20 protein-coding genes and 1 pseudogene are annotated in these 22,218 nt (G+C 60.4%); 13 read left to right on the forward strand and 8 right to left on the reverse strand.

Features of this window, described 5'->3' with window-relative positions; all coding sequences use genetic code 11:
- Positions 1–1,874, reverse strand: a 1,874-nt coding sequence (estP, locus tag PVZ78_RS21750; RefSeq protein ID WP_273829237.1) for an esterase EstP, incomplete at its 3' end; no start/stop codon positions are given.
- Positions 1,875–2,385: 511 nt separating this feature from the next.
- On the opposite strand from estP, the gene PVZ78_RS21755 reads away from it, so the two are divergent.
- A complete protein-coding gene (locus tag PVZ78_RS21755) occupies positions 2,386–3,057 on the forward strand; it encodes a class I SAM-dependent methyltransferase (RefSeq protein WP_028682335.1) in 672 nt (223 codons plus the stop codon).
- 73 nt (positions 3,058–3,130) lie between these two features.
- Here PVZ78_RS21755 and PVZ78_RS21760 read toward each other — a convergent pair whose 3' ends face one another.
- On the reverse strand, positions 3,131–3,631 hold the full coding sequence (locus PVZ78_RS21760) for a GNAT family N-acetyltransferase (RefSeq protein WP_038633215.1): 501 nt from the start codon (positions 3,629–3,631) through the stop codon (positions 3,131–3,133).
- Between the two features lie 329 nt (positions 3,632–3,960).
- Between PVZ78_RS21760 and PVZ78_RS21765 the strand changes: the two genes are divergently transcribed.
- Positions 3,961–4,725 (forward strand): tetratricopeptide repeat protein, encoded by a 765-nt coding sequence (locus PVZ78_RS21765; protein WP_124303981.1) that lies wholly within the window; start codon positions 3,961–3,963, stop codon positions 4,723–4,725.
- A gap of 72 nt (positions 4,726–4,797) precedes the next feature.
- A pseudogene (locus PVZ78_RS21770) lies at positions 4,798–4,974 on the forward strand (histidine phosphatase family protein); the annotation flags it as partial.
- 96 nt (positions 4,975–5,070) lie between these two features.
- Here the strand turns inward: PVZ78_RS21770 and PVZ78_RS21775 are convergent.
- On the reverse strand, positions 5,071–5,358 hold the full coding sequence (locus PVZ78_RS21775) for a hypothetical protein (protein ID WP_273829248.1): 288 nt from the start codon (positions 5,356–5,358) through the stop codon (positions 5,071–5,073).
- A 431-nt stretch (positions 5,359–5,789) separates the two neighbouring features.
- On the opposite strand from PVZ78_RS21775, the gene PVZ78_RS21780 reads away from it, so the two are divergent.
- The 3 genes from PVZ78_RS21780 (at position 5,790) to PVZ78_RS21790 (ending at position 9,684) form a co-directional block, all read left to right on the forward strand.
- Positions 5,790–6,173: a C2H2-type zinc finger protein gene (locus PVZ78_RS21780; protein ID WP_273829238.1), complete on the forward strand. Its 384-nt coding sequence runs from the start codon at positions 5,790–5,792 to the stop codon at positions 6,171–6,173.
- Positions 6,174–6,749: 576 nt separating this feature from the next.
- On the forward strand, positions 6,750–7,928 hold the full coding sequence (locus tag PVZ78_RS21785) for a hypothetical protein (RefSeq protein ID WP_273829239.1): 1,179 nt from the start codon (positions 6,750–6,752) through the stop codon (positions 7,926–7,928).
- Entirely contained in the window at positions 7,918–9,684 is a 1,767-nt protein-coding gene (locus PVZ78_RS21790; RefSeq protein WP_273829240.1) for an ATP-binding protein, read from the forward strand. The genes PVZ78_RS21785 and PVZ78_RS21790 overlap by 11 nt, the downstream gene beginning before the upstream one ends.
- A gap of 173 nt (positions 9,685–9,857) precedes the next feature.
- Here the strand turns inward: PVZ78_RS21790 and PVZ78_RS21795 are convergent, their stop codons facing one another.
- Positions 9,858–10,766 carry an AraC family transcriptional regulator gene (locus PVZ78_RS21795; RefSeq protein WP_210532546.1) on the reverse strand — a complete coding sequence of 303 codons (909 nt, stop codon included), beginning with the start codon at positions 10,764–10,766 and terminating at the stop codon, positions 9,858–9,860.
- Positions 10,767–10,934: 168 nt separating this feature from the next.
- Here PVZ78_RS21795 and PVZ78_RS21800 point away from each other — a divergent pair, with 168 nt between their 5' ends.
- The 6 genes from PVZ78_RS21800 to PVZ78_RS21825 all read left to right on the forward strand — a co-directional run bounded on the left by PVZ78_RS21800 (position 10,935) and on the right by PVZ78_RS21825 (position 15,470).
- Positions 10,935–11,984, forward strand: coding sequence for an NAD(P)-dependent alcohol dehydrogenase (locus PVZ78_RS21800; protein WP_009049506.1), 1,050 nt, complete (start codon positions 10,935–10,937; stop codon positions 11,982–11,984).
- A gap of 277 nt (positions 11,985–12,261) precedes the next feature.
- Positions 12,262–13,473, forward strand: coding sequence for an MFS transporter (locus tag PVZ78_RS21805; RefSeq protein ID WP_273829241.1), 1,212 nt, complete (start codon positions 12,262–12,264; stop codon positions 13,471–13,473).
- A gap of 42 nt (positions 13,474–13,515) precedes the next feature.
- Entirely contained in the window at positions 13,516–13,848 is a 333-nt protein-coding gene (locus PVZ78_RS21810; protein ID WP_016704039.1) for a winged helix-turn-helix transcriptional regulator, read from the forward strand.
- Positions 13,849–14,107: 259 nt separating this feature from the next.
- Complete coding sequence (locus PVZ78_RS21815) at positions 14,108–14,482, forward strand: c-type cytochrome (protein ID WP_273829242.1); 375 nt, start codon at positions 14,108–14,110, stop codon at positions 14,480–14,482.
- A gap of 40 nt (positions 14,483–14,522) precedes the next feature.
- Entirely contained in the window at positions 14,523–14,909 is a 387-nt protein-coding gene (locus tag PVZ78_RS21820) for a hypothetical protein (RefSeq protein ID WP_273829243.1), read from the forward strand.
- Between the two features lie 78 nt (positions 14,910–14,987).
- The gene (locus PVZ78_RS21825; RefSeq protein ID WP_273829244.1) at positions 14,988–15,470 is read left to right on the forward strand and encodes a DUF4265 domain-containing protein; all 483 of its coding nucleotides are present in this window, start codon (positions 14,988–14,990) and stop codon (positions 15,468–15,470) included.
- Between the two features lie 19 nt (positions 15,471–15,489).
- Here the strand turns inward: PVZ78_RS21825 and PVZ78_RS21830 are convergent, their stop codons facing one another.
- From PVZ78_RS21830 to PVZ78_RS21845, 4 genes are all read right to left on the reverse strand, one after another.
- Positions 15,490–16,506: a GlxA family transcriptional regulator gene (locus PVZ78_RS21830; protein WP_198919038.1), complete on the reverse strand. Its 1,017-nt coding sequence runs from the start codon at positions 16,504–16,506 to the stop codon at positions 15,490–15,492.
- Between the two features lie 384 nt (positions 16,507–16,890).
- Positions 16,891–18,774 (reverse strand): feruloyl-CoA synthase, encoded by a 1,884-nt coding sequence (locus tag PVZ78_RS21835; RefSeq protein ID WP_273829245.1) that lies wholly within the window; start codon positions 18,772–18,774, stop codon positions 16,891–16,893.
- A 99-nt stretch (positions 18,775–18,873) separates the two neighbouring features.
- Positions 18,874–20,322 carry an aldehyde dehydrogenase gene (locus PVZ78_RS21840; RefSeq protein WP_273829246.1) on the reverse strand — a complete coding sequence of 483 codons (1,449 nt, stop codon included), beginning with the start codon at positions 20,320–20,322 and terminating at the stop codon, positions 18,874–18,876.
- A 108-nt stretch (positions 20,323–20,430) separates the two neighbouring features.
- On the reverse strand, positions 20,431–21,261 hold the full coding sequence (locus tag PVZ78_RS21845) for a p-hydroxycinnamoyl CoA hydratase/lyase (protein WP_009049514.1): 831 nt from the start codon (positions 21,259–21,261) through the stop codon (positions 20,431–20,433).
- Positions 21,262–21,474: 213 nt separating this feature from the next.
- On the opposite strand from PVZ78_RS21845, the gene PVZ78_RS21850 reads away from it, so the two are divergent.
- Positions 21,475–21,966 (forward strand): MarR family winged helix-turn-helix transcriptional regulator, encoded by a 492-nt coding sequence (locus PVZ78_RS21850; RefSeq protein WP_273829247.1) that lies wholly within the window; start codon positions 21,475–21,477, stop codon positions 21,964–21,966.
- The last annotated feature ends 252 nt before the right edge of the window (positions 21,967–22,218 follow it).

Genomic DNA, 22,218 nt, shown 5'->3' on the forward strand with positions numbered 1-22,218 from the left:
CCTTGCTGGGTGAAGTCATCGTCCTTGCGGATGTTGTAGCTGGCACGCAGGGCCAGGTCCTGGGTGAGCTTGTGGCTGACCCCGAGGTTCAGGCGGTTCAGGTTGGTCTGCGGGGTATAGCCTTCGAGGGTGTAGTTGTTGTCCGGCAGGCTGTTGAGGGCCATGGTCAGCTTCTGGGTATCGTCCTCGTATTCCTTTTCGTGGGCGATTTCGCCGAACACCTGGGTTTGCTGGGTGATCTGATACTTGCCTTGCAGGCCGATGCCCAAACGCCGTGAGGTGCGTTTCTGGTCATCGAAGGTCAGGGCGGTGGAGTCGCTGCCGTCCTCGGAGTAACCGTCGACCTTGGCCCGCGCGTAGTCGGCGCTGATGAACGGCGACAGGTGCCACGGGCTGCTGGCCTGCTGCGCGATGTCGTAGCCCAGGCGAGCGCTGAAGGCCAGGATGTCGCCGCTGGTGTCGCCTTTTTCCCCGCGCTCGTTGGGGCCCAGGTCGAATTTGCGCTTGAGGTTGTCGTAGTCCAGGTGTCCGGCGGTAGCCGCCGCGTCGGCCCACCAGCGGTTTTGCTGGTACTGGACGAAGGCGGTGCCCAGGTAGGTGTTGAGCTTGTAGTCCGAATCGTTGCTGCCCGCTTCGAGCTTCTGCCGATAGGCGCCGGCCAGCACGCCCACTCGCCAGGCCTCGTCGAGCCGGTAGCTACCACCGATGTTCAGGTTGAAGCCGTTGCCGTCGGCACTGGCGCCGCTGCGCTGGCTGTCGAAGTCCTGATGCTGGCCACCCGCGGCGACAATCGCCCGCCATTGACCCACGCCCTGCCAGTTTTCCCAATCGGCCTGCCATTGGTTGCGCAACTCATCCTGGTGCGCACGCAGGGTGCCCTGGGCCATTTCCGGGAGCAGGGTTATTTCCCAGGGCGCTGCCAGCAGGGAGTAAGCGTAATCGGCGATCAGCCGCTGGCCGGCTTCGGTGGGGTGGACCGAGTCGTTATAGATCAACTTGCTCGGGTCAGGTGTGGCGCTGTGAATGCCATAGCGGGCGTTTTCCGTACAGCCATTGCCACTGAAGCAGGTGGCGGTGAGATTCTGATCGGTGGCCAGGCCGAACTGTGCCGGGTTGGCGAAGCTTTCCTTCAAGAGCACGGGAATATTGAGGGGAATGACTTCGGCATCGACCGTCTGTAGTTGCCGCACCAACTCGGTGTTGAACTGGGCGCTGAGTTGGGAGGTGAACCCTTGCAACGGGCTGCCGTTGATTGCCGGGGTCAGGCCGATATCCGGTAGCAGCCAGACCATGATGTAGCGGGCGCCGGCCTGTTGCAGGGTCTGCACGCTGTCGACCAGGCGACCAGCTGCTGCATTGGCCTGGTCGAGGCTGGTGACGCGGCCCTGGAGGAAGTCGTTGCCGCCGCCCGACAGGTAGTACAGGGCATTCGGGTCGGCGCGCAAATGGTTGGCCACCAGATAACCCGGGCGGCTACGGCTGCCGGCGGTCGAGGTGGTGGTAATCGAATCGAGAATCTGGTCGGTGCGATAACCGCCGACCGCCCAGTTGTTGCCGTCAGGCAGGCCTTCGCTGGCGCGGGTGGCCGAGGTCGAGGCGGCGAGCTGGTCCTCGGAGAACCCCAGTTTGGCGCCGAGCAATTGCGTTGCGTTGGCGGAATAGACTTCACCGCTGCCATCCAGGTAGATAGGCCCTGTGCGGTTGGTAGCCCGCAGGGTGGCTCCCGCGGGGCCGCCGGGGTCGGCGAATTGCCCGGCATCGCTGAGGCTGTCGCCGAAGACGATGAAGTTGGAATAGGGAGAGGCAATCGCTTGAGCGCAGGCCAACGATAAAAGCGTACTGGCGAGTGGTACGAACAACGTCTTTTTGATCATGAACAAGTCCATTCTATATGTTGTTGTAAAGAACGAGTCGGCATTACCAAAGACTTTCGCGAGGGGTTGTCACAGCCCATTGCCGGGCCTTTTGCATAGCATTTTTTTCGGTTGAATGACGATAGCGGCTCAAGGGCACGACTCGGCGATAGCGAGCCTTGTACCGTCCGCTCGGTTCCCCCTCGAAAACCTTGCCGACTCGAGCTGCCACAATGCCCGATCCCGATCTCGCGAAACATGCGGGGATGGAGATTCAGATTGTTCTGAAGGGCCCCTAGACGGTAGTCGAACCCGCCGACGAATGACGACGAATAAGCGCGCCCTCTGAATTTTCTTGTCGTACACCAGCAGGCGCTGCGGCTCGCCCTTGGCCTTGGGGGCAACCAGGACGAAGGTGGCAGCCGGCTCTGGCTCGGCCTGCGTCGCGGGCGCGAACGGGCACTGGCAGGGTCCCGGCAGGAACTGCTTTTGCCCTATGCTTGGCATCCACCTCCCGACTGAGGACACCGAGATGCCCACCTCCGAGACTGCCCTTCTGCACAGCTGGCAGCACAACGCCCAGGCCTGGATCGAGGCCATCCGTGGCGGCGCCATCGAAAGCCGCGTCGAGGTCACCGACCAGGCGATCCTGCTGGCGGTGCTGGGCCGTCAGCCCGAACGTGTGCTCGACCTGGGTTGCGGCGAAGGCTGGCTGTTGCGGGCCCTGGCGCAACGGGGCATCGAGGCGGTCGGGGTGGATGGCGATGCAACCCTGGTCGAGGCCGCGCGCGCCGCAGGCTCGGCAACGGTGCATGTGGCCAGCTATGAAGCGCTGGTGGAAGCGCAGGTGGACATCGGCCGCGACTACGAGCTGATCTGCGCCAACTTCGCCCTGCTGCACCAGGACATCATCCCGCTGCTGGCCGCCATGCACGCCCTGCTCGCCCCCGGCGGCGCGCTGGCGATCCAGACCCTGCATCCGTGGAGCGCGGCGGCCGGCGACTATCAGGACGGCTGGCGCGAAGAGACCTTCGCCGGCTTCAAGGGCCAGTGGCAGCCCATGCCGTGGTACTTCCGCACCCTGTCCAGCTGGCTGAATGCCCTGGACATGGCCGGCTTCCAGCTGGCCAGCCTGCAGGAACCGCAGCACCCGCAAAGCCCGGTGCCGCAGTCGTTGCTGCTGGTGGCCGAACGGCGTGGGTAAGAGGTTGGCGCGGCGTAGCGGTTGCAGGCCAACAGTCAGAGTCGCAAGTGCGGTAAACGGCTAGACCCCTTATCTAGATCGGGAGAACAAATCGGCGCTCGTCTCCCGCCTTGCCGTCTTCTGCGGATGGCTCAAGCAAGAACCCGCAGCGCTCCACCACCTTGGTCGAGCCGAGATTGTCCTTGTAGACATAAGCCACCAACTGCGTCAGGTGCCAGCGCGTCCGCGCTTGCTGGATCAGATGCCGCAGCGCCTGTGTCGCAAGCCCCTGGCCGCAAGCGCTTTGGGCAATCCGATAGCCGACTTCGGCGGAGCCCTGCGCGCTATCGATGTTTTTCAGGTTGGCGCGGCCGATGATGGTTCCGCTGCAATCCTCGATCACCAAGGGGTGCCAGGTGCCAGCCGCGAAACCGGCCAGGTAGCCCTCGATATGCTCGGCGACGCCCTGCACCGAATAAAAAGCAGGGGCGCGCGCCTTGATATGGGATTCGAACCACTCACGGTTCCGGGTTTCGAAAGCCAGCAGCGCTTGCGTATCCGTACTGCGTAGCTCGCGCACTTTGAACGACTGCATGCACACCTCTCCTTTTTCTCATGGGTAACTGCACGGGCTTGCCCATCTGTCCGCATTCGGCCCGACTCGCCATACATCCTACTTGAGCCATTTTTTGCGTAACCACGCAGGACTCCGCCCTGCTCCAGACCGCGTCATCTGTAGCACTGATTCGGCTACTCGTCGGCTATCGCCACTGGGACCGTTCCTGCGGGAACTTCAGGTGACTGGCCAGGTCGATAGCAGCCCCTTCATCGGTCATGACGGGACAGTGAACACACCCCGGCCGAACAGCGCTGAAGGCCTGTTTTACGAGCGTGCCGTCGATGATCAACCGAGTCTGCCCCCTGATGCCAACCAAGCGTTTTCTGCCGGGTCTGATCCTGGCGCTCTGCGCAGTCACGTCGCATTGTCCGGTTGCGGCCGAGCGCAAAGCCTCTCAGCAAAGTAACACCGCATCAACAACCCTGATTGAATCCGCCTCGCAGCAGTATGCAGATGGCCAGTTGGACCAGGCCGCCGCCACGCTGGAGCGTGCCCTGCATATCCAGCCGAACAATCCCGCGACCCTGCACTACCTCGGCGTGTTGCGTCTTCAGCAGGGGCAGTATCAGCAGGCTGAAGCGCTGGCGACGCGCTCCAACATGCGGGTCGGTCGCAACCTCGCGTTACGCAATCGCAACCTCCAATTGATCCAGGCGGCGCAGAAGGCCCAGACGTCGAATAACCCACCCAACACCGATGAGCGTCTGGTTGCCGTAAGGGAGGGCCTGGAAGAAGAGGTTAAAAGGCGCCGTGCAGCAGAAATTGTCGCCGCCGAGCAGCCCACTCAGGACACTGAGCGCCGCACTGAAACCTTCACCCGCGAGGCGGCGGAGAGCGCCGCGAACTGGCCAACGGATGACAGGCCAAGCCCCGAAGGGCAACTGCGAATGACGTCCGCCGAGCCAGCCTCCACCTACGACGAGATTGAGATTCCCCGTGGCCATCGGCCGCCTCCGGGTAAATGTCGAATCTGGTTTCCCGATCGCCCGCCGGGGCATCAGCCCAAGCCCGGCAAATGCAAGAAACTGCGCGATCGGGTTCCTCCCGGAGCCTACCTGGTGCGGGGTTGAGTTTCTGGGTGGCCTCTTTTGACCGCTCTCTGCCGACCATGGTTACACAGCATGCTCTTCAAACCCGATGCAACCGCCGCGCAACGCCTTCAGGCCCTCGCCAGCGACGGACCGGTTCTGCTGCTCGGCCATGGCGTTATGAATCGACTGATCGCCAGGCAACTGGAGGCAGAGGGATGGACTCGCCAAGCACCTAATGGCGGCAGTCGGTATTGGAGTGCGACGGTGTATCGATATGGTGGGGTTTAAGTGGTGGCCGTTGGGCGGCAGAGCTGGCGTCCATGATCTAGTGCCGCGTTCACCGCCAGCCAGCGACGCGCAGCATTCCGGGCGGCCACTCAATGGCTATTTTTTCCCGCAGATTTCCACATCGTCCTGGCGGGTCAAGGCAGTGTCGATGCCCAGCCGGTAGCGGCAGTAATCGATGATCCAGCGCCGCTCCTGCTCGGTGAGGCGCTCGACTCTCCTGATCTCGCCATCGTTGGCGTGCAGGTTGTAGAACTTCATCTGAACCGTCGGATACTGCTTTATGAAGACAATCGTCTCGATATCGCCGTCCTCGAGCGCCTGGTAATAGCCGACATAGAACACCGCCAGTAGTGCCAGGGCGATTGCGATCAACAGCGTTTTCATGAGCGCGGCATCGTTGGTAGCCGTTGGGTCTTCATCCTGATGTTCCTGGCCTTTTTCGAGACGGGCGATATAAGCACAAGATTGCGTGGTCAGGTACATCATCCTCTTGGATGATTTGCGACATCCTCGACAGCGGCAAGGCGCGTCTGAAACGTCGCCGATGCGCCGGGCCGATGATCTACAGCGCCGAATAGCTGTACAGCGTGGTTAATGGAGTAGCTGGCGGATGCGAGGCGGGACGGGGCGTTTGCTGACCGTCGTGCGCGGCCGGTCGAGTCCACAACCAAAAGCGGTAATTCAAGAGCAGATCTGCGTACCATCAGCTAAACCTCATAACACGAAATTGGAAAAAACCCACTCAGTTGCATATCGCAAGCCCCGGCCTCAAAAGGGTCATCAGCCGGACACCCATGAGGTGAAGGAATAGCATTATGAGCGCTACTACCTGCCGTATCTGCGGGCTCCTATACGTCCCGTCGTTGAAAGAGGATCGACAAACTCATGCGGTTATTCATAAAAAGCTTGCGCGCGGATCCCAACCTCAAAAGGTTCGAGATTTTGCAAAAGCATTTGGCTGGGCTGTCGCTTTCAATGATGGCGGGCTTGACCGGATGAAAAGTCAGCATGACCCCGAACTCGGCAAGCTTGTGGTTGCGTTTTCCTGGTGGAGCCGTGCAATTTCGAATGGCGCACCGGAAAAAGATTTTGACAGCTATATGGAAGCGCACTTGGCTTTTGCCGACTCGCTCGTCAGCGGTATTGGAGAGAGAGCAGCCAGAGCGGCGATCAAAAAATGGGAGCAATACGCAGGGTAATCGCGCAAGGAAAGGAACAGGAGCCCAATCATGACAATGCGCACTTACGATTATTTTGCTTACCCCACGGCCACTAGAGCGAAGAGAAAACAACCGAGAACGATCAACCGTATTCCAAGTCTTGGGAACGCGTGTCGACCAAATGCCTCAGAAGTGGTCCAAATGACACCTAACTGGGTGAAGTCTGTGGCTCACCAATGTCCCGCGCAATGAGGCCACAGAGCCAGGAAATACGGACTCGAGACGAATGACTGCTCTCTCGATTGAAAGCCATTCCCAGGAGACCGTCCGCTGTTGACTCGAAGCGGGGGCTTTCACGCCCGATGAGCTTTCCTTTGTTCCAAGGCTGATGGCTGCATGTACGAATAATCTTCATGGCTTGTCCTTCACGTTGAGAGAAGACAAGGGTGGATCAGTCAAGGTGCGTGGTGGTCGCTAACCGACCCAAAGCAGTTGCCGACATTTAATGCGATCGATCACTACTCTGCTATTGTTCCTCTAACGGGGCCTACATTCAAAGTCTTGGACAGTTCGGAGTGACACGTAATATAAAAATTAAAACTTGCGGAGGCCAAAATGGGACGTTCGGCAGATTACACAATCCAGGGATTCCTATACCAATTTAATCAGACACTTTCTGAGTTACTGAAGGCCGCGGATGATGCGACGATCACTATCGAGGGTATTGTCGAAGATATTGAAGTAGCAACTTTTGCTGGAATCAAGGCAATTCAATGCAAGTACCACGAGACGCAGAACAACTACACACCGAGCATTCTTTATGACCCATTGCTTCAGATGATGAAGCACTTCAAGTCCAACCCGGGCGCAAAAATCCAGTACCATTTATTTGCACATTTCCCAAACAATCCGGCAGTCAACATATCCTCGAACGAACTCAAAAGAGCGCTAAATTCTAAAAACAAGGAATTGAAAGACTTGATCGCCGAGGTTGATGGAGTTGACATTGATGGATTCTTGAAAGTATTTGCCGTTTCTGTAACCCCTAAATACAGCGATTTAATGGAAGAAAACTCCAAACAGATTGAGGCTCTTGGCTTCAACAAGGGAGAAGTGGAAACGCTGTTCTACCCGAATGCCATTCAAATCATTGCCGACTTGAGTATAAAACACGATGAAAAACTGAGAAAAATTACAAAGAAGGATTTTTTGGAAATATTGCGTCGAATCAGATCTACAGCGGTATCTCAATGGACGCTTGCACTCAAAACGCGATATAAAATTTTAGAGACGCGACGTAAGCAACTTAAAGAAAACTTAAACGCAAACGTGCGCCTTCGCCATTTGGTCATATTTCCAAAATTCCTGGAGCAGTTCGATGATCAGATTGTCCTCTTCATCAAATCATTCATAGATAAGTACCACTTCAAAGTCTCACATACGCACACTCCGCTTTTTTCTCTGGATGCCCCGCAAGAACTATTTGATGAAATTGCGGAGCGACTGATTGGCAAGGATGTGACACCAAACCTAGGACGGCCAGTAAAGACATTCTCCGAGGCCAACTTTTTCCGTGAGCCAATGATCCAAAAGGATAAGAAGGAGTTTGCTCTGAGGTTTATCCGTTGGGATGACTATAAAAAACTGGCACTTAAAACTAAGGCAGATGATTTTTTTGTTATCGGTGACGGAGACATAGAAAATCTAGACTTCAAAGACGTAAATCTTGAAATTCTAGGTGCGGAAAAATTCGACGAAATCAAGTACATGATGGGGATAAGCAATGCCTATTAAAATTGGAGCTGTACTTTCGTGTGCACCAGAAGCTGTCATAGTTGCGGTTGATAATCTTGAAGCGTTCGAGAGAAACAAAGTTGGACTACAAGTTGGTCGCTTCTTGAAAATTGCGCAAGGTAACCATGACTTCACAATTGCCACCATCCGAAACATCAAGGGCACAAACACCATTAGTCCAGATGGAAAGACAATTTGGAGCTTTCAGATTGAGTGCCAAGCGATTGGAACCTTAATTGAGGACAAGACGTTTGACCGCGGCAGTCTCCTTCTGCCTGTGCCAACTGAGCATGCATTCATTGCGGAAAAAGATACTCTAGACAAGATCTTCTCCGCGGATGGTGATCACGATTTTCCGCTTGGAAAACTTTCATTGAACAAAGCCACCGATCTCATGATCAATGGCAACAGGTTTTTCAGCAAACATATTGCCGTTGTCGGTTCGACCGGTTCTGGTAAGTCATGCACGGTAGCGAGTGTGCTGCAGGGTATCGTTGGTATTTCCCAACATAAAAACAATAACAAGGACAGGCAAAATAACTCGCATATAGTGATATTCGACATCCACGATGAATACACTGCTGCGTTTACGTTGAAAGAGGAAGAGTCTTTTACCCTGAGTCGGCTCGACATTGATTCTCTGCAGCTTCCGTACTGGTTGATGAATTCGGAAGAGCTCGAGAGCATGTTCATAGAAAGTAACGAGGCGAACTCCCATAACCAGGTCAGCCAATTCAAGCAAGCTGTTGTGTTGAATAAGGAAAAGCACAATCCCGACGTTCTGGAGGTCACATATGACACACCGGTTTACTTTTCGATCAAGGAAGTCTACTACTTCATTGAAAACCTTAATCGTGAGGTTATCGGGCGGCTGCCTGGAGAAGATAAGCCAAAGCTAGCCAGCGGAGATTTGGTGTCTAATCGGACAGTCTATTTCGAAAAAATTCACGACTTCATTACCAACTCTGCTGCTGCAGCTACCAAGGCAACCAACGGGCCATTCAACGGGGAGTTCAACAGGTTCGTTTCCCGGCTAGAGGCGAAATTGTCTGACAAGCGCCTCCGATTTCTATTGAATGCGAAAAAGGCTGATGGGCAGGACCATGTCACCGGGGATTTCGAGACATTGATGAAGCAATTCATCGGCTACCTCGATAAGGCAAACGTCACTGTTGTGGACTTAAGCGGCGTTCCATTCGAGGTACTTAGCATCACAGTAAGCTTGATCTCTCGCCTCATCTTCGACTTCTGCTTTCACTATTCCAAGCTGCAGCACGCCCAAGGTAAGCTCAACGACATCCCAGTTATGCTCGTGTGTGAAGAGGCACACAATTACGTTCCTCGGGACCATCACGCAGCCTATCGCGCGTCCCGCAAGTCCATCGAGCGGATCGCAAAGGAGGGGCGGAAGTACGGTCTGAGCCTAATGGTGGTGAGCCAGCGGCCCTCGGAAGTATCAGAAACAATTTTTGCCCAGTGTAACAACTTCATTTCCTTGCGCCTGACGAACGACGCGGATCAGACATACGTACGGCGGCTCTTTCCGGATAACGCCAATTCGATCACAGAGATCCTGCCAAACCTGGCTCCGGGCGAGTGCGTAGTGGTCGGTGACGCAGTGCTGCTCCCGGCAGTTATCAAGATGCCGCTACCGGTCCCGGAACCTCATTCGCAAAGCGTCAAGGTTCATAATGAGTGGAAAACAGAATGGCGCGATGTTGTCTTCGCTCAGGTCATCGAGCGCTGGCGAAAGTAACTGCCCTGTGCATCATGATGGGAAGCTTTCCGCCTACCGCACTTCGGCGGAAAGCCTATCTATTGTCGACATTAGGCCTCGTGGCCCTCTCATCGAGATATTCCTTAGAAAACTAGTAACCAGTTTTTCAAATCAAGTGACTACAAGACTCGGTACTTCCTACTCTCCCTCCCCTACACCCCCCGCAACTGCGCAATATCCCGCTTCGGCGGCGCGCCAAACAGCCGGCTGTACTCACGGCTGAACTGCGACGGGCTTTCATAGCCGACCTTGAAGGCGGCGCTCGATACGTCCAGGTGTTCGTTCATCATCAGGCGTTTGGCTTCGGTCAGTCGTAGCCATTTCTGGTATTGCAGCGGGCTCATGGCGGTGAGTTGGCGGAAGTGGTGGTGGAAGGTGGGTGTGCTCATCTGCACGCGGGACGCGAGTTCATCGACGCGCAGTTGCGCGGTGTAATTCAGTTTCAGCCAATCGATGGCCCTGGCGATGCGGTGGCCCTGGCCGTCGACGGAGGCGATCTGCCGCAACCGTGCCGACTGGTCGCTCATCAGCAGGCGGTAGTGGATCTCGCGCTGGATCAGCGGGGCCAGTACCGGAATGGCTTCGGGCTCGTCCAGCAGCTGCAGCAGGCGCACGAACGAGGTGAGCATGGCCGGGGTCGCGGTGCCGATGCCCACGCCTTTGCCTGTGCTTCGATCGCGAGGTTGCAGCAGCCCGCCCTGGGCGGCCAGTTCCGCCAGCATCCGTGGATCGAGCTTGAAACCCAGCCCCAGGCAGGGTTGTTCCAGGCTGGCCGCCGTCACCTCGGAATTGGCCGGCAGGTCCAGTGAGGTGACGAGAAAGCGCGAGGTGTCGTAGGGGTAGGCTTCGCCGCCGACCCACAGCTGTTTCGCCCCTTGGGCGACGAGGATGATGCTCGGCTCGACCATGCACACAGAGGGCGGCGCAGGGATCTCGCGGCGAAAGAAGCCAAGACCGGGGATAGGTGTCGAATAGTCCCCCGAGTGTTTGATCCAGGCGCCAATGATGCGCGCGAGGGTTTCCTGGGGCGTCTGGGCGCGGCTGTCGTGTTGGTGTGTCATGTCGGTGTGTACCCTCCTCGCCAAACGTTAACCCGGCCCTTGCGGGGCGTCCTACCGAAAAAAGCAAAGTCCAGAGAATCGGGCAAGAATTCCAGCGTAATGCACTACAGGCCACTTGGGCCTGGCCGGGAAAATGACCATCCAACGTAACGCTGGATGGAGTGTGCAATGTTAGTCAACGCCTATGGCGCCCATGCGGGCGACCAACCTCTTCAACCCCTGCAGATCACCCGCCGCGCCCCCGGCGCCCATGACGTGCAGATCGACATCGCCTTCTGCGGCATCTGCCACTCGGACCTGCACCAGGTACGCGCCGAGTGGCAAGGCACGCAATTTCCCTGCGTGCCCGGCCACGAGATCGTCGGCCGGGTCGCGGCGGTCGGCGTCCATGTGCACGGTTTCCGCCCGGGCGACCTGGTCGGCATCGGCTGCATCGTCGACAGCTGCAAGCACTGCGCCGACTGCGAGGACGGCCTGGAGAACTACTGCGACGGCATGATCGGCACCTATAACTTCCCGACCCCGGACGCCCCGGGCTGGACCCTGGGCGGCTACTCGCAACAGATCGTGGTTCACGAGCGCTACGTGTTGCGCATCCGCCACCCCGAGGAACAACTGGCCGCCGTCGCGCCGCTGCTGTGCGCGGGCATCACCACCTATTCGCCGCTGCGCCACTGGAACGTCGGGCCCGGCAAGAAGGTCGGCGTGGTCGGCATCGGTGGCCTGGGCCATATGGGCATCAAGCTGGCCCACGCGCTGGGCGCGCACGTGGTGGCGTTCACCACCTCCGACGCCAAGCGCGAGGCCGCCCTGCAACTGGGCGCCGACGAAGTGGTGGTGTCGCGCAATGCCGAGGAAATGGCCGCCCACGCCAAGAGCTTCGACCTGATCCTCAACACCGTCGCCGCGCCCCATAATCTCGACGCGTTCCTGGTGCTGCTCAAGCGCGACGGCACCATGACCCTGGTGGGCGCCCCGGCGACTGCGCATGACTCGCCCAACGTGTTCAACCTGATCATGAAGCGCCGGACCCTCGCCGGCTCGATGATCGGCGGCATTGCCGAGACCCAGGAGATGCTCGACTTCTGCGCCGAGCACGGCATCGTCGCCGACATCGAACTGGTGCGCGCGGACCAGATCAACGAGTCCTACGAACGCATGCTCAAGGGCGACGTCAAGTACCGCTTCGTCATCGACAACGCCACCCTGGCGGGCTGAGCGCAGCAATCGCCTGATCCCGAGCCACCTTAAGCGGTCCGGCGGGTGCCCAGCTTGGGCACCCTTTTGCTTCGCGGTACCGGTTCCGGTGCCGCGTTTTCCCCCGGTCTCGACTGGACCTCCTCCAGCGCCGGGGCGGCTGACCGGCAAGGCTGTCTGTCGTCATTCACGCACCTGCCGTGCGCCCACTTATAAACAGAAGCACCCGCAAAGACCCGGCCCGCAAAAGCGTGTCGGTCAGCACGGGCGTTTCCAGCCATACAGGAAACCTGTCTCCATGACCGCTACCTTCCACGCCGAATCGCCCGAGGGCCGGCACACCTGGGGCGCCGTGCTGGCCATGGCCCTCGCCGCCTTTGCCCTGGTGGCCTCCGAGTTCATGCCGGTCAGCCTGCTGACACCTATCGCCGCGGATCTGCAGGTCAGCGAGGGGCAAGCCGGCCAGGGCATTGCCGTCTCCGGCCTGTTTGCCCTGTTCACCAGCCTGCTGATCGCCTCGGTGGCGGCCCGGGTCGACCGCAAGCGGCTGTTGTTGTCCCTGACCCTGTTGATGATCGTCTCCGGAACCCTGGTGGCATTCGCCCCGGACTACCTGAGTTTCATGGCCGGTCGCGCGCTGATCGGCGTGGCGATCGGCGGCTTCTGGTCGCTGTCGGCGGCCACCACCCTGCGCCTGGTGCCGCAGAACCAGGTGCCGCGCGCCCTGGCCATCGTCAACGGCGGCAATGCCCTGGCGACCGTGATCGCCGCGCCCCTGGGTAGCTTCCTCGGCTCGCTGATCGGCTGGCGCGGGGCGTTCTTTTGCGTGGTGCCAGTGGCCGCTCTCGCCTCCGTCTGGCTGCTGGTCAGCCTGCCACCGCTGAAAGCGCAGCCTGCCGCCGGCACCGGCAATGCCTTCAGCCTGATGAAAAGAATCCCGGTGGCCCTGGGCATGCTGGCAGTCAGCCTGTTTTTCATGGGCCAGTTCATGCTGTTCACCTACCTGCGGCCCTTCCTGGAAACGGTCACCCAGGTCCAGGTGTCGACCCTGTCGCTGATGCTGCTGGTAATCGGCGTCGCCGGCCTGGCCGGCACCTTCCTGATCGAAGCTTTCCTGAAAAACGCGCTGTATCGCACGCTGATCATCATCCCGCTGATGATGGCGGCGATCGCCATGGCCCTGGTGGCGTTTGGCGCTTCGGTGTCGGTCACCAGCGTCCTGCTGGGTCTCTGGGGACTGGTGGCGACCGCCGCTCCGGTCGCCTGGTGGACCTGGCTGACCCGCGCGCTGCCGGGCAATGCGGAAGCCGGCGGCGGCTTGATGGTGGCGATCATCCAGCTGGCGATAACCGCGGGCGCCACGGTGGGCGGCCTGGCCTTCGACCTGAGCGGTTATCAGGCGACCTTCGAACTGAGCGCGGCAGTGCTGGTGGTGGCCGCCGGGCTGGCGCTACTGGCGGCCCGCGCCGCCACGCGCGCGCCTTTCCGGGCATCGAACGTGGCGGCGTGAGCGCTGGTGGGCGTTAAACAAACCGACAGGACAGGGCTGGGTATGCGCCGGGCATTCGCCCTGCTCTCAGGCAAGTGGAAGCTGGAAATCATGTGGTTGCTCAATCAGCGGGTCTACCGCTTCGGCGAGTTGCGAAAAGCCATTAGCGGCATCACCCAGCACATGCTGACCGCGCAACTTCGCGAGCTGGAAAAGGACGGGCTGGTGTCGCGCACGGTCTTCGCCGAAGTGCCGCCACGAGTCGAATACGAGATCACCGCCAAGGCCCGCGCGCTGGGCCCGACAATGGAGGCGCTGGCCATCTGGTGGAGCGAATATGGCGACAGCGTGCCGGCAAAACCCAAGCCGCGCGGGCGCCAGGCCAAGCAGGTTTAAACCCGGCCGACAGGGCCATGCAGCGCTTGCCGGAAGGCGATAACGATTGAATCCATGTCATTTACAGGCGCCAAAAAGCAATATGATCGCCCCTCAAGAAATCGAAGACACTGAGTCTCTTGAGTCACAATTGCCGAGCGCTTGAGATGGGCAGGCTTTGCTTCGCTTCAAATGTTATCGAGAGCATTGAGTGTTGCAGTGGCACCGGCGGGGTTTGCCCTCGATCCAGACAAATTCATACAACAAGGCCACATGGAAAGTGAAAGTACTATTCATCGCTTCGCTAGGGATTCTATCGCTCGTTCAAACACCACTGTCCTTCGCGGACAATGCCAACGGGAAAAAACTCTACTCCCAGAGATGTGCCGTGTGCCACGGAGCCGAGATCAAGGGAACCGGACCCTTGGCCAATAAAAGCACCCCGCCAACACCCGACCTTACGACATCCGCTTTCAAGAAACGGCTCAATGATTACCCGGGCGTTATTGTGTCATCGATCATACTTCGCCCAAATGGAGACTTGATTCCAAGAACCTTGCAAGAGAACGGCGTAAAGATACCGCCGCACGCCTGGAGCATTAAGGATCTGCGCGACCTGCATCAGTACATGAGCGGCGTGATTTCAAAAAACTGATGGATACTGAGTAAATCGAACTCTCGCGAGCACATCGCCAATGAATAATCTCGGCTTAAATTCCCCCGTTACAAAACAGCAGGCTTATGCCATCACTCAAAAATTCGTAGACACTATCAACCTGCGAGACGCCAAGGCTTTATGGCTTGAATTCAGTATTTCCAACGCCGTGGCCGAGGAAATTCACGAGTCTGTCGATGAGTATTTCGAACAAGGTACGAAGCTATCCCTTGCTCCAGAAGAGCATGCCTTTGATATCAAAGAACACCAAAGGCCGTTCATTGACATGTATGAAACAAATGACAAGAGCCTAGGGCTGGAATGCATTCTCTTTGCAAACGGCAGCCCCGGAGAAGCCATACTTCACATAGAACTATCTGCGAGCGAAGGCCACATTCAACTCCACTACCAATATATTGGCTCCTAGAACCACCCTGGCAACCCTGGCGCCAGAAGCCTACCAACATGGATGCGTGCATTGAGCAGAACAGCTACGGAGCCGTATATGATCGACAAAGAAGCAGCCGTTCTGATTCAAGTTTATGTAGCAGATGATGACGGCCCTTTTTTTGAAGAGCTGCCCGCTCGCAAGATCGATCAGGACACTTACGAACTGCTCTCCTCTCCGGGTATCGCGCTGAACCTGGCACGGGGAGATATTGTTTCAATCAAAGACAGAGAAGAACCTGCCGTCGTCTTGCAACGAGGTGGGAATTTCTGCATCCAGATCTATGCGGACGCTATTCCTCACGAAGAAATAGCCTGGCTGGAAAACGCCGTGGCCTGCGAGTTGGGTGGAACCCTGGACGGTGTATTTGAGGGAAACCTGTCGTTGGCGATTCCGGCGCGCAACGGGATGGAGAAGATCAACGATGTCTTTAACAGGTTTCGAGATAGATCAGCGACTCAGTGGTACTACTCCAACATCTATAAAAACCTGGATGATGACGAGGATGAGACACTTTTATATTGGTGGCTCGAACGCTGATGGACGCTGACGTCCGCGGTCATTTCACCAGGCGCTTTTCCTTCGAAGGCCGGTAACCGAAATACGAGCTGTAGCACTTGCTGAAATGGCTCGGCGACACGAAGCCGCAGGCCACCAGCACCTCGACCTGGGACAGCTCGGTGTGCTGCAGCAACCGGCGCGCTTCGGTGATGCGCAGCTCCAGGTAATAGCGCTGTGGCGTGGTGCCCAACTGCTCCTTGAACAGACGCTCGATCTGCCGCCGGGAACGCCCGGCATACTCCGCCAGTTGCTCCATTTGCAGCGGCTCTTCGAGGTTGGCGTCCATCAGATTGACCACCTCGCGCAAGGGCGCGCTCAACGAGATGTGCAGGGTCGGTTTGATGCGCCGGTAGCGGGACTCCTCGAACGACAGAATGTCCTCGATACCCTCGACCAGCGCCTTGCCGTGCAGCCCCTTGATCCACTCCAGGGCCATATGGAAGGCGCCGGCGGGACTGGAGGCGGTGAGCCGGTCGCGGTCCACCACAAAGGCCTCGCTGGTGACATGGGTGACCTTGGAAATCTCCGCCAGCGCGGGGCGGTGTTCCGGGTGGATCGCGCAGCGATAGCCCTCCAGCAGCCCCGAGACGCCGAGGAACCACGCCCCGTTCCACAGCCCGGCCAGGGTGATGCCCAGCTCGGCGGCGGCCTTCAGCAGGCTGACCAGCTCGGGATCGGCCTTGAGCTCCGTGCGGTAGCCACCGCAGATCACCAGCAGGTCGAGATCCTTGAGCGCTGGAGCGCTCAGGCGCGCATCGGGGCGGATCACCAACCCGAGGTCGCTGGTGACTTCACCGTCCTGCAAGCCAAAGGTGCGCGGCGAGAACAAGGCAGGACGCAGCAGGTTGGCGGTGACGATGGTATCCAGGGCCTGGGTGAAGGCCGGCAACGAGAAGTGTTCGAGCAGCAGGAAACCCGCCCGGGTAGTGGCCGCGGGCGCTACCCGCGTTTCTTCCAGGTAACGCAGGTTCTTGCCCTTCATGCCGCCACTGAAATCCCGTCGCTCAACCGCCATACGCCCTCGCCTCTTCACTTAACGAACGCAGATTCAGTGTATGTCGAATCCTGGCATCCAAAAAAAATCCTGCTCGCGCCAGCCACCATCGCGCCGGCGAAGCGGAGCCGTAGGCTATAGAAAAAAGCCGCGGGCCAGAAGCCGGTTCAGTTGAATGCAAGGGGCGTGGATTGCAACCAGGGAAAACAGACATTCAGCGCAGCGGTCCGCTGTGGCGTCACCTGGATGCTCGGGTCATAGGTGAAGGTGGTCCGAATGACCATGCGCCAAAGGACTCTTGCGCAAGATGGCGACCTCGGCAGCGATGGCAAAGCGCTTCCGGGGGATGTCCAGTGCCGTGGCCACGGCACTGGCGATATTGCGGCCCTCAGGGGGCCACGCCCCTCACAGGCCAGGCTCGGCGCGCAGGATCGAAGGCTCCTCGCCGCGATACAGCGCCTCGACCTTGGCGGCCCGCCACTGCAGCACCGCGCGCTGGTTGATCGAGCCCTTGTCGGTGATCTCCCCACGGTCGATGGAGGCCGGTTCGTCGAGCAGCGCGATCCATTCCAGGCGGCTGGCGTTGCCGCTGGCCTCGCGGTTGAGGCGTTGCAGCCAATCGCCGAACCAACGCCGCACCGGCGCGCTGGCCAGGACCTCGGCATCGCTGGCATTCGCGGGCAAGCCGGCCAGCCGCCGGCATTCGTACAGCCGCGGAAACACCAGCGCCCCCAGGCATTCGCGGTCCGGCGCGGTCACCACCAGGTCCTGCACATAGGGCGAGCCTTCGAGCACCGCGCGATTGCGCAACGGGCCGACGCTGACGAACACCCCGGAGCCGAGCTTGAAGTCCTCGGCGATGCGCCCGTCGAACATCAGGCCCAGTTGCGGATCGGCGGCGTCGACCAGTTTCAGCGCATCGCCGGAGCAGTAGAAACCCTGCTCGTCGAAGGCTTCGGCGGTCTGCTGCGGCGCGCGCCAGTAGCCTGGCATGATGTGCGGCCCGCGAAAGCGCCCTTCCAGCTTGCCGTCCACCGGCACCAGGCGCACCTCGCAACCCGGGGCCGGCAGGCCGATATAACCGGCCATGGACAAGGGCCCGGTGGTGAAAGTGCAGGACGGCGATGCCTCGGTCATGCCGAGCCCGGCCATCATGCGGATGCGTTCGCCGCAATGCTGTTCAGCCACCCGGTCGAGACGATCCCAGACCCTCTGGGACAGACCGGCCGCGGCGAAAAAGAACAGCTTCATGCGTGAGAAGAAACGCTCGCGCAACTCGCCGTCCTGCTCCAGGGCGTTGACCAGCTCTTCCCAGCCCTTGGGCACCGTCAGGTAGGCGGTGGGGGCGATTTCCTTGAGGTTGCGCAGGGTTTCGGCAAAGCCCTGGGCCGTCGGCTTGCCATCGTCCAGGTAAAAGGTGCCGCCGTTGTAGAGCACGATGCCGAGGTTGTGGCTGCCGCCGAAGGTGTGGTTCCACGGCAACCAGTCCACCAGCACCGGGGGTTCCTCGCCGAACACCGGGAAGGTCTGCAACAGCATCTGCTGGTTGGCGCAGAGCATGCGCTGGGTGGTGACCACCGCCTTGGGCAGCTTGGTCGAACCCGAGGTGAAGAGAAACTTGGCGATGCTGTCCGGGCCGGTGGCGGCGAACGCCGCTTCGGCCTCGGCGTCGCCGGGGTGTTGCAACAGGCTGGCAAAATCGCGCTGCGGCCGGCCCGCCACGGTGCCACGCACCACGATCAGCGGCGTGTCGTTCGGCAGCACGGCATCGATCGCCCGCTGGAAAGCCGCGCCATCGCTGACGAACACCAGCCCGGGCCGCATCAGGTCGCAGACATGCCGCAGCTTGGCGAAATCCTGGGACAACAGCGAATAGGCCGGCGACACCGGGCAATAGGGAATGCCGGCGTACATCGCCCCCAGGGCCAGTTGCAGGTGCTCGATATCGTTGCCGGAAAGCAGCACCAGCGGCCTCTCGGCCGACAGGCCGTAACCCAGCAGGCTCTGGGCGATGGCGCGCACGCTGGCCAGCATCTCGGCGTAGCTCACCCGGCGCCAGTCGCCGCCGTCCTGGCGCGCGGCGACAAAGGTCTGCTGCGGGCGCACCCAGGCCCAATGCACCAGGCGATCCAGCAGGCGCCTCGGCAGCTCGGCCAGGGGCTCCAGAGAACGCATGTGCAGGATGCCCTGCTCTTCGCTGACCTCGACCGCGGGATGGGCGATGGCCACCTGGCGATAAGGCGGCGCGCCGGCCGCGTTCGGCGCTGGCGATCTGAATTCGGAATTCACGTGTTTGTCCTCCATCAAGGCTCATCGCCGGCAAGTTCGACCGGGGACCTGGCAGCCAGGGGCTGGGGCCTTGTGATTGTTGGGTCCGGGGGCCGGAGTTCAGATCGGGTAGTGCCGTGGACCGTTCTGCAGGGTAATCCAGCGCAACTGGGTGAACTGCTCGATGGCCGCCTTGCCGCCAAAGCTGCCGTAGCCGCTGGCCTTGACCCCACCAAACGGCATCTGCGCTTCGTCGTGCACGGTCGGGCCATTGATATGGCAGATGCCCGACTCGAGCCGTTGCGCCAGGGCCAGGGCACGCCCGATATCACGACTGAAGATCGCCGCCGACAGGCCGAACTCGGAGTCGTTGGCCAGCCGCAGCAGTGCTTCATCGCCCGCGCCGCGCAGCACCACCGCCACCGGCCCGAAGGACTCTTCGCGGTACAGGCGCATGGCCTCGGTGACGCCGTCGAGCAAGGTCGGCTGCAGAATGCTGCCCGCCAATTGGCCACCGGCGACCAGGGTCGCGCCCTGCTCCAGGGCGTCGTCGATCAGCCCCTGGATACGCGTGCCGGCACTGGCGTCCACCAGCGAACCGAGCACCGAGTCCGCGGCCTCCGGGTTGCCCGCCGGCAAGCTGGCGATCTTCGCCGCCAGCCTGGCGACAAAGTCCTCGGCCACCCGCGCATCGACGATCAGGCGCTCGGTGGACATGCAGATCTGCCCCTGGTTGAAGTAGGCGCCAAAGGCCGCGGCCTGCACCGCGGCATCCAGGTCGGCATCCTCCAGCACCAGCAGCGGCGCCTTGCCGCCCAGCTCCAGCAGGGCCGGCTTGAGGTGCCGCGCCGAGAGCTCGCCGACGATGCGCCCGACCCGGGTCGAGCCGGTGAAGTTGACCCGGCGCACCGCCGGATTGGCGATCAACCGCTCGACAATGGCCGGGGCATCCTCGGGGGCGTTGCTGATGACGTTGACCACCCCGTCACCGAGGCCGGCCTCCTGCAACACCTGGCCGATCAGCCGATGCACCGCCGGGCTCAGCTCGGACGCCTTGAGCACCACGGTGTTGCCGCAGGCCAGCGGCATGGCGATGGCGCGGGTGGCGAGGATCACCGGGGCGTTCCACGGCGCGATGCCCAGCACCACGCCGCACGGCTGGCGCAGGGCCATGGCGAAGCTGCCGGGCACGTCGGAGGGGATGACCTCGCCATTGATCTGGGTGGTCATGGACGCGGCTTCGCGCAGGATATTCGCCGCCAGTTGCACGTTGAAGCCGTACCAGTTGGCCATGGCCCCGGTCTCGCCGGCCGCGGCGATGAACTCCGCGCTACGGGCCTGCAATTGCCCGGCTGCGCGCAACAGGCGGCTGCGTCGCTCATTGGGCGCCAGCGCCGCCCAGGCCGGGAATGCCGCCTGGGCCGCGGCCACGGCGGCGTCCGCGTCTTCCAGGGTGGCGGCGGCGGCGCGCGAGACGACGGCGCCAGTCACCGGATTACGCCGGTCGAAGGTTCGACCGTCGCGGGCAGGGCACGACTGGCCGCCGATCAGCAGGGGCACGTCCAGCATGGTGATTCCTCTTTATTGTCTTTATCGGGAATGCATTGGAGCGGTTCACGCCAGCACCTGGGCGCTGCGTCGAACAGCAGGCGGACGCTGCCGCCCGCCGGGTTTGCATCAGCGCTTGTAAGCCTGCAGGCCGGGCTTGATGCTCTTGTCGTCGAGGAACTGCTTCATGCCCTGCTCGCGGCCGCCTTCGGTGTCCAGCAGGCGCGACTGGTCGAGCTTGGCGTACAGGTAATCCTCGTTCTGCTCCCAGGTCAGCTCGCGGCAGCGCTTGAAGCCGTGCTTGGCGGCCCGCAGCACCACCGGGTTCTTCTCCAGCAGGTTGCGCGCCAGCTCGACGGTGGTTTCGCGCAGTTGCGCAAGCGGCACGCTCTCGTTGACCAGGCCCATCTCGGCGGCTTTCTGCCCGCCGAAGGTCTTGCCGGTCATGATGTAGTACAGCGCCTGGCGATGGCCCACGGTGTCGGCCATGGCCTTGCTCACCAGGTTGCCCGGCGGGATGCCCCAGTTGATTTCCGAGAGGCCGAAGGTCGCTTCATCGGCGCAGATCGCCAGGTCGCAGGCCACCAATGGGCTGAAGCCACCGCCGAAGCACCAGCCGTTGACCATGGCGATGGTCGGCTTGGCGTACATGCGCAGCAGTTTCCATTGCCATTGCGAGGCCTCGCGGCGGATTTTTTCCTGGAGGATCTCCGGGCCGGCGTCCACTTCGCGAAAGTATTCCTTGAGGTCCATGCCCGCGGTCCAGGCTTCGCCCGCGCCGGTCAACACCAGCACGCCGGCGGCCGGATCCTGCTCCAGCGTCTCCAGCACATCGACCATCTCGCGGTTCAGGGTCGGGCTCATGGCATTGCGTTTTTCCGGGCGGTTGAGGATGACCCAGGCAATTCCCTCTTCGATCTCGACCTTGACGGTTGTCCAGCGACCTTCGTAGTTGCTCATGGCGATTGCTCTCTTTGTTCTTGGCTTGAGATGGGCAAAAACTAAACTGACAAATTAGTTATGTCAATTAACTATTAATAAAATTAACCAAACTTTCCCAGGTGCCCGGAACGTTTTAAGGCCAAAACATCGGCCATCGGTCATGGCTATCCCCGCTTAATCCCGGCAAACTAGATAGCCTTCTTAACCGCCAGCCCGAGGATTTCCCCTGCAATGGCCAAGTCTTCCAACAAGATAGCCACCGCCGCCGAGGCCCCCGTCGCCGACAGCGAAGCCCAGGCGCCCCTGGACTCCGCCCTGGACGACCTGATCGGTTACGCCATGCGCCGGGCGCAGCTGAAACTGTTCCAGAACCTGATTGGCCGCCTGTCGAGCCATGACCTGCGGCCGGCGCAGTTCTCGGCCCTGGCGATCATCGAGCAGCATCCCGGGCTGATGCAGGCCGACCTGGCCCGGGCGCTGGCCATCGAGCCGCCGCAGGTGGTGCCGTTGCTGAACAAGCTGGAAGAGCGGGCGCTGGCGGTGCGGGTGCGCTGCAAGCCGGACAAGCGCTCCTACGGGATCTTCCTCAGCAAGACCGGCGAGACCCTGCTCAAGGAACTGAAGCTGATCGCCGCCGAGAGCGACCAGGACGCCACCGCCGCCCTCGACGACCAGGAACGCGAAGAACTGCTCAGGCTGCTGAAAAAGGTCTATCAACAGTAGCCGCCAGCCTGCGATCCATGCGATCCCTGTAGCCGCTGCCGCAGGCTGCGATCGATGGCGTAGCCGTCGCAACCCGGCGAACGCCTTTATCCAGGCAGATCGCGGAGGCAGGTTTTGCGGCAACTGCGTTGCCGATCGCAGCCTCGCGGGCTCGGCAGCGGATACCCCGACACCGCGATCCCTGTAGCCGCTGCCGCAGGCTGCGATCGGCGGCGTAGCCGTCGCAACCCGGCCAACGCCTTTATCCAGGCA

This window comes from Pseudomonas sp. SBT1-2, from assembly GCF_028640875.1.
Lineage (GTDB): Bacteria > Pseudomonadota > Gammaproteobacteria > Pseudomonadales > Pseudomonadaceae > Aquipseudomonas > Aquipseudomonas chlororaphis_I.

Coding starts and splice junctions, on each gene's coding strand:
- PVZ78_RS21785 (WP_273829239.1), top strand. CDS start 6,750: ATGGGACGTTCGGCAGATTACACAATCCAGGGATTCCTATACCAATTT.
- PVZ78_RS21780 (WP_273829238.1), top strand. CDS start 5,790: ATGAGCGCTACTACCTGCCGTATCTGCGGGCTCCTATACGTCCCGTCG.
- PVZ78_RS21760 (WP_038633215.1), bottom strand. CDS start 3,631: ATGCAGTCGTTCAAAGTGCGCGAGCTACGCAGTACGGATACGCAAGCG.
- PVZ78_RS21790 (WP_273829240.1), top strand. CDS start 7,918: ATGCCTATTAAAATTGGAGCTGTACTTTCGTGTGCACCAGAAGCTGTC.
- PVZ78_RS21795 (WP_210532546.1), bottom strand. CDS start 10,766: ATGACACACCAACACGACAGCCGCGCCCAGACGCCCCAGGAAACCCTC.
- PVZ78_RS21850 (WP_273829247.1), top strand. CDS start 21,475: ATGGCCAAGTCTTCCAACAAGATAGCCACCGCCGCCGAGGCCCCCGTC.
- PVZ78_RS21805 (WP_273829241.1), top strand. CDS start 12,262: ATGACCGCTACCTTCCACGCCGAATCGCCCGAGGGCCGGCACACCTGG.
- PVZ78_RS21775 (WP_273829248.1), bottom strand. CDS start 5,358: ATGAAAACGCTGTTGATCGCAATCGCCCTGGCACTACTGGCGGTGTTC.
- PVZ78_RS21800 (WP_009049506.1), top strand. CDS start 10,935: ATGTTAGTCAACGCCTATGGCGCCCATGCGGGCGACCAACCTCTTCAA.
- PVZ78_RS21810 (WP_016704039.1), top strand. CDS start 13,516: ATGCGCCGGGCATTCGCCCTGCTCTCAGGCAAGTGGAAGCTGGAAATC.
- PVZ78_RS21825 (WP_273829244.1), top strand. CDS start 14,988: ATGATCGACAAAGAAGCAGCCGTTCTGATTCAAGTTTATGTAGCAGAT.
- PVZ78_RS21755 (WP_028682335.1), top strand. CDS start 2,386: ATGCCCACCTCCGAGACTGCCCTTCTGCACAGCTGGCAGCACAACGCC.
- PVZ78_RS21765 (WP_124303981.1), top strand. CDS start 3,961: ATGCCAACCAAGCGTTTTCTGCCGGGTCTGATCCTGGCGCTCTGCGCA.
- PVZ78_RS21830 (WP_198919038.1), bottom strand. CDS start 16,506: ATGGCGGTTGAGCGACGGGATTTCAGTGGCGGCATGAAGGGCAAGAAC.
- PVZ78_RS21840 (WP_273829246.1), bottom strand. CDS start 20,322: ATGCTGGACGTGCCCCTGCTGATCGGCGGCCAGTCGTGCCCTGCCCGC.
- PVZ78_RS21820 (WP_273829243.1), top strand. CDS start 14,523: ATGAATAATCTCGGCTTAAATTCCCCCGTTACAAAACAGCAGGCTTAT.
- PVZ78_RS21845 (WP_009049514.1), bottom strand. CDS start 21,261: ATGAGCAACTACGAAGGTCGCTGGACAACCGTCAAGGTCGAGATCGAA.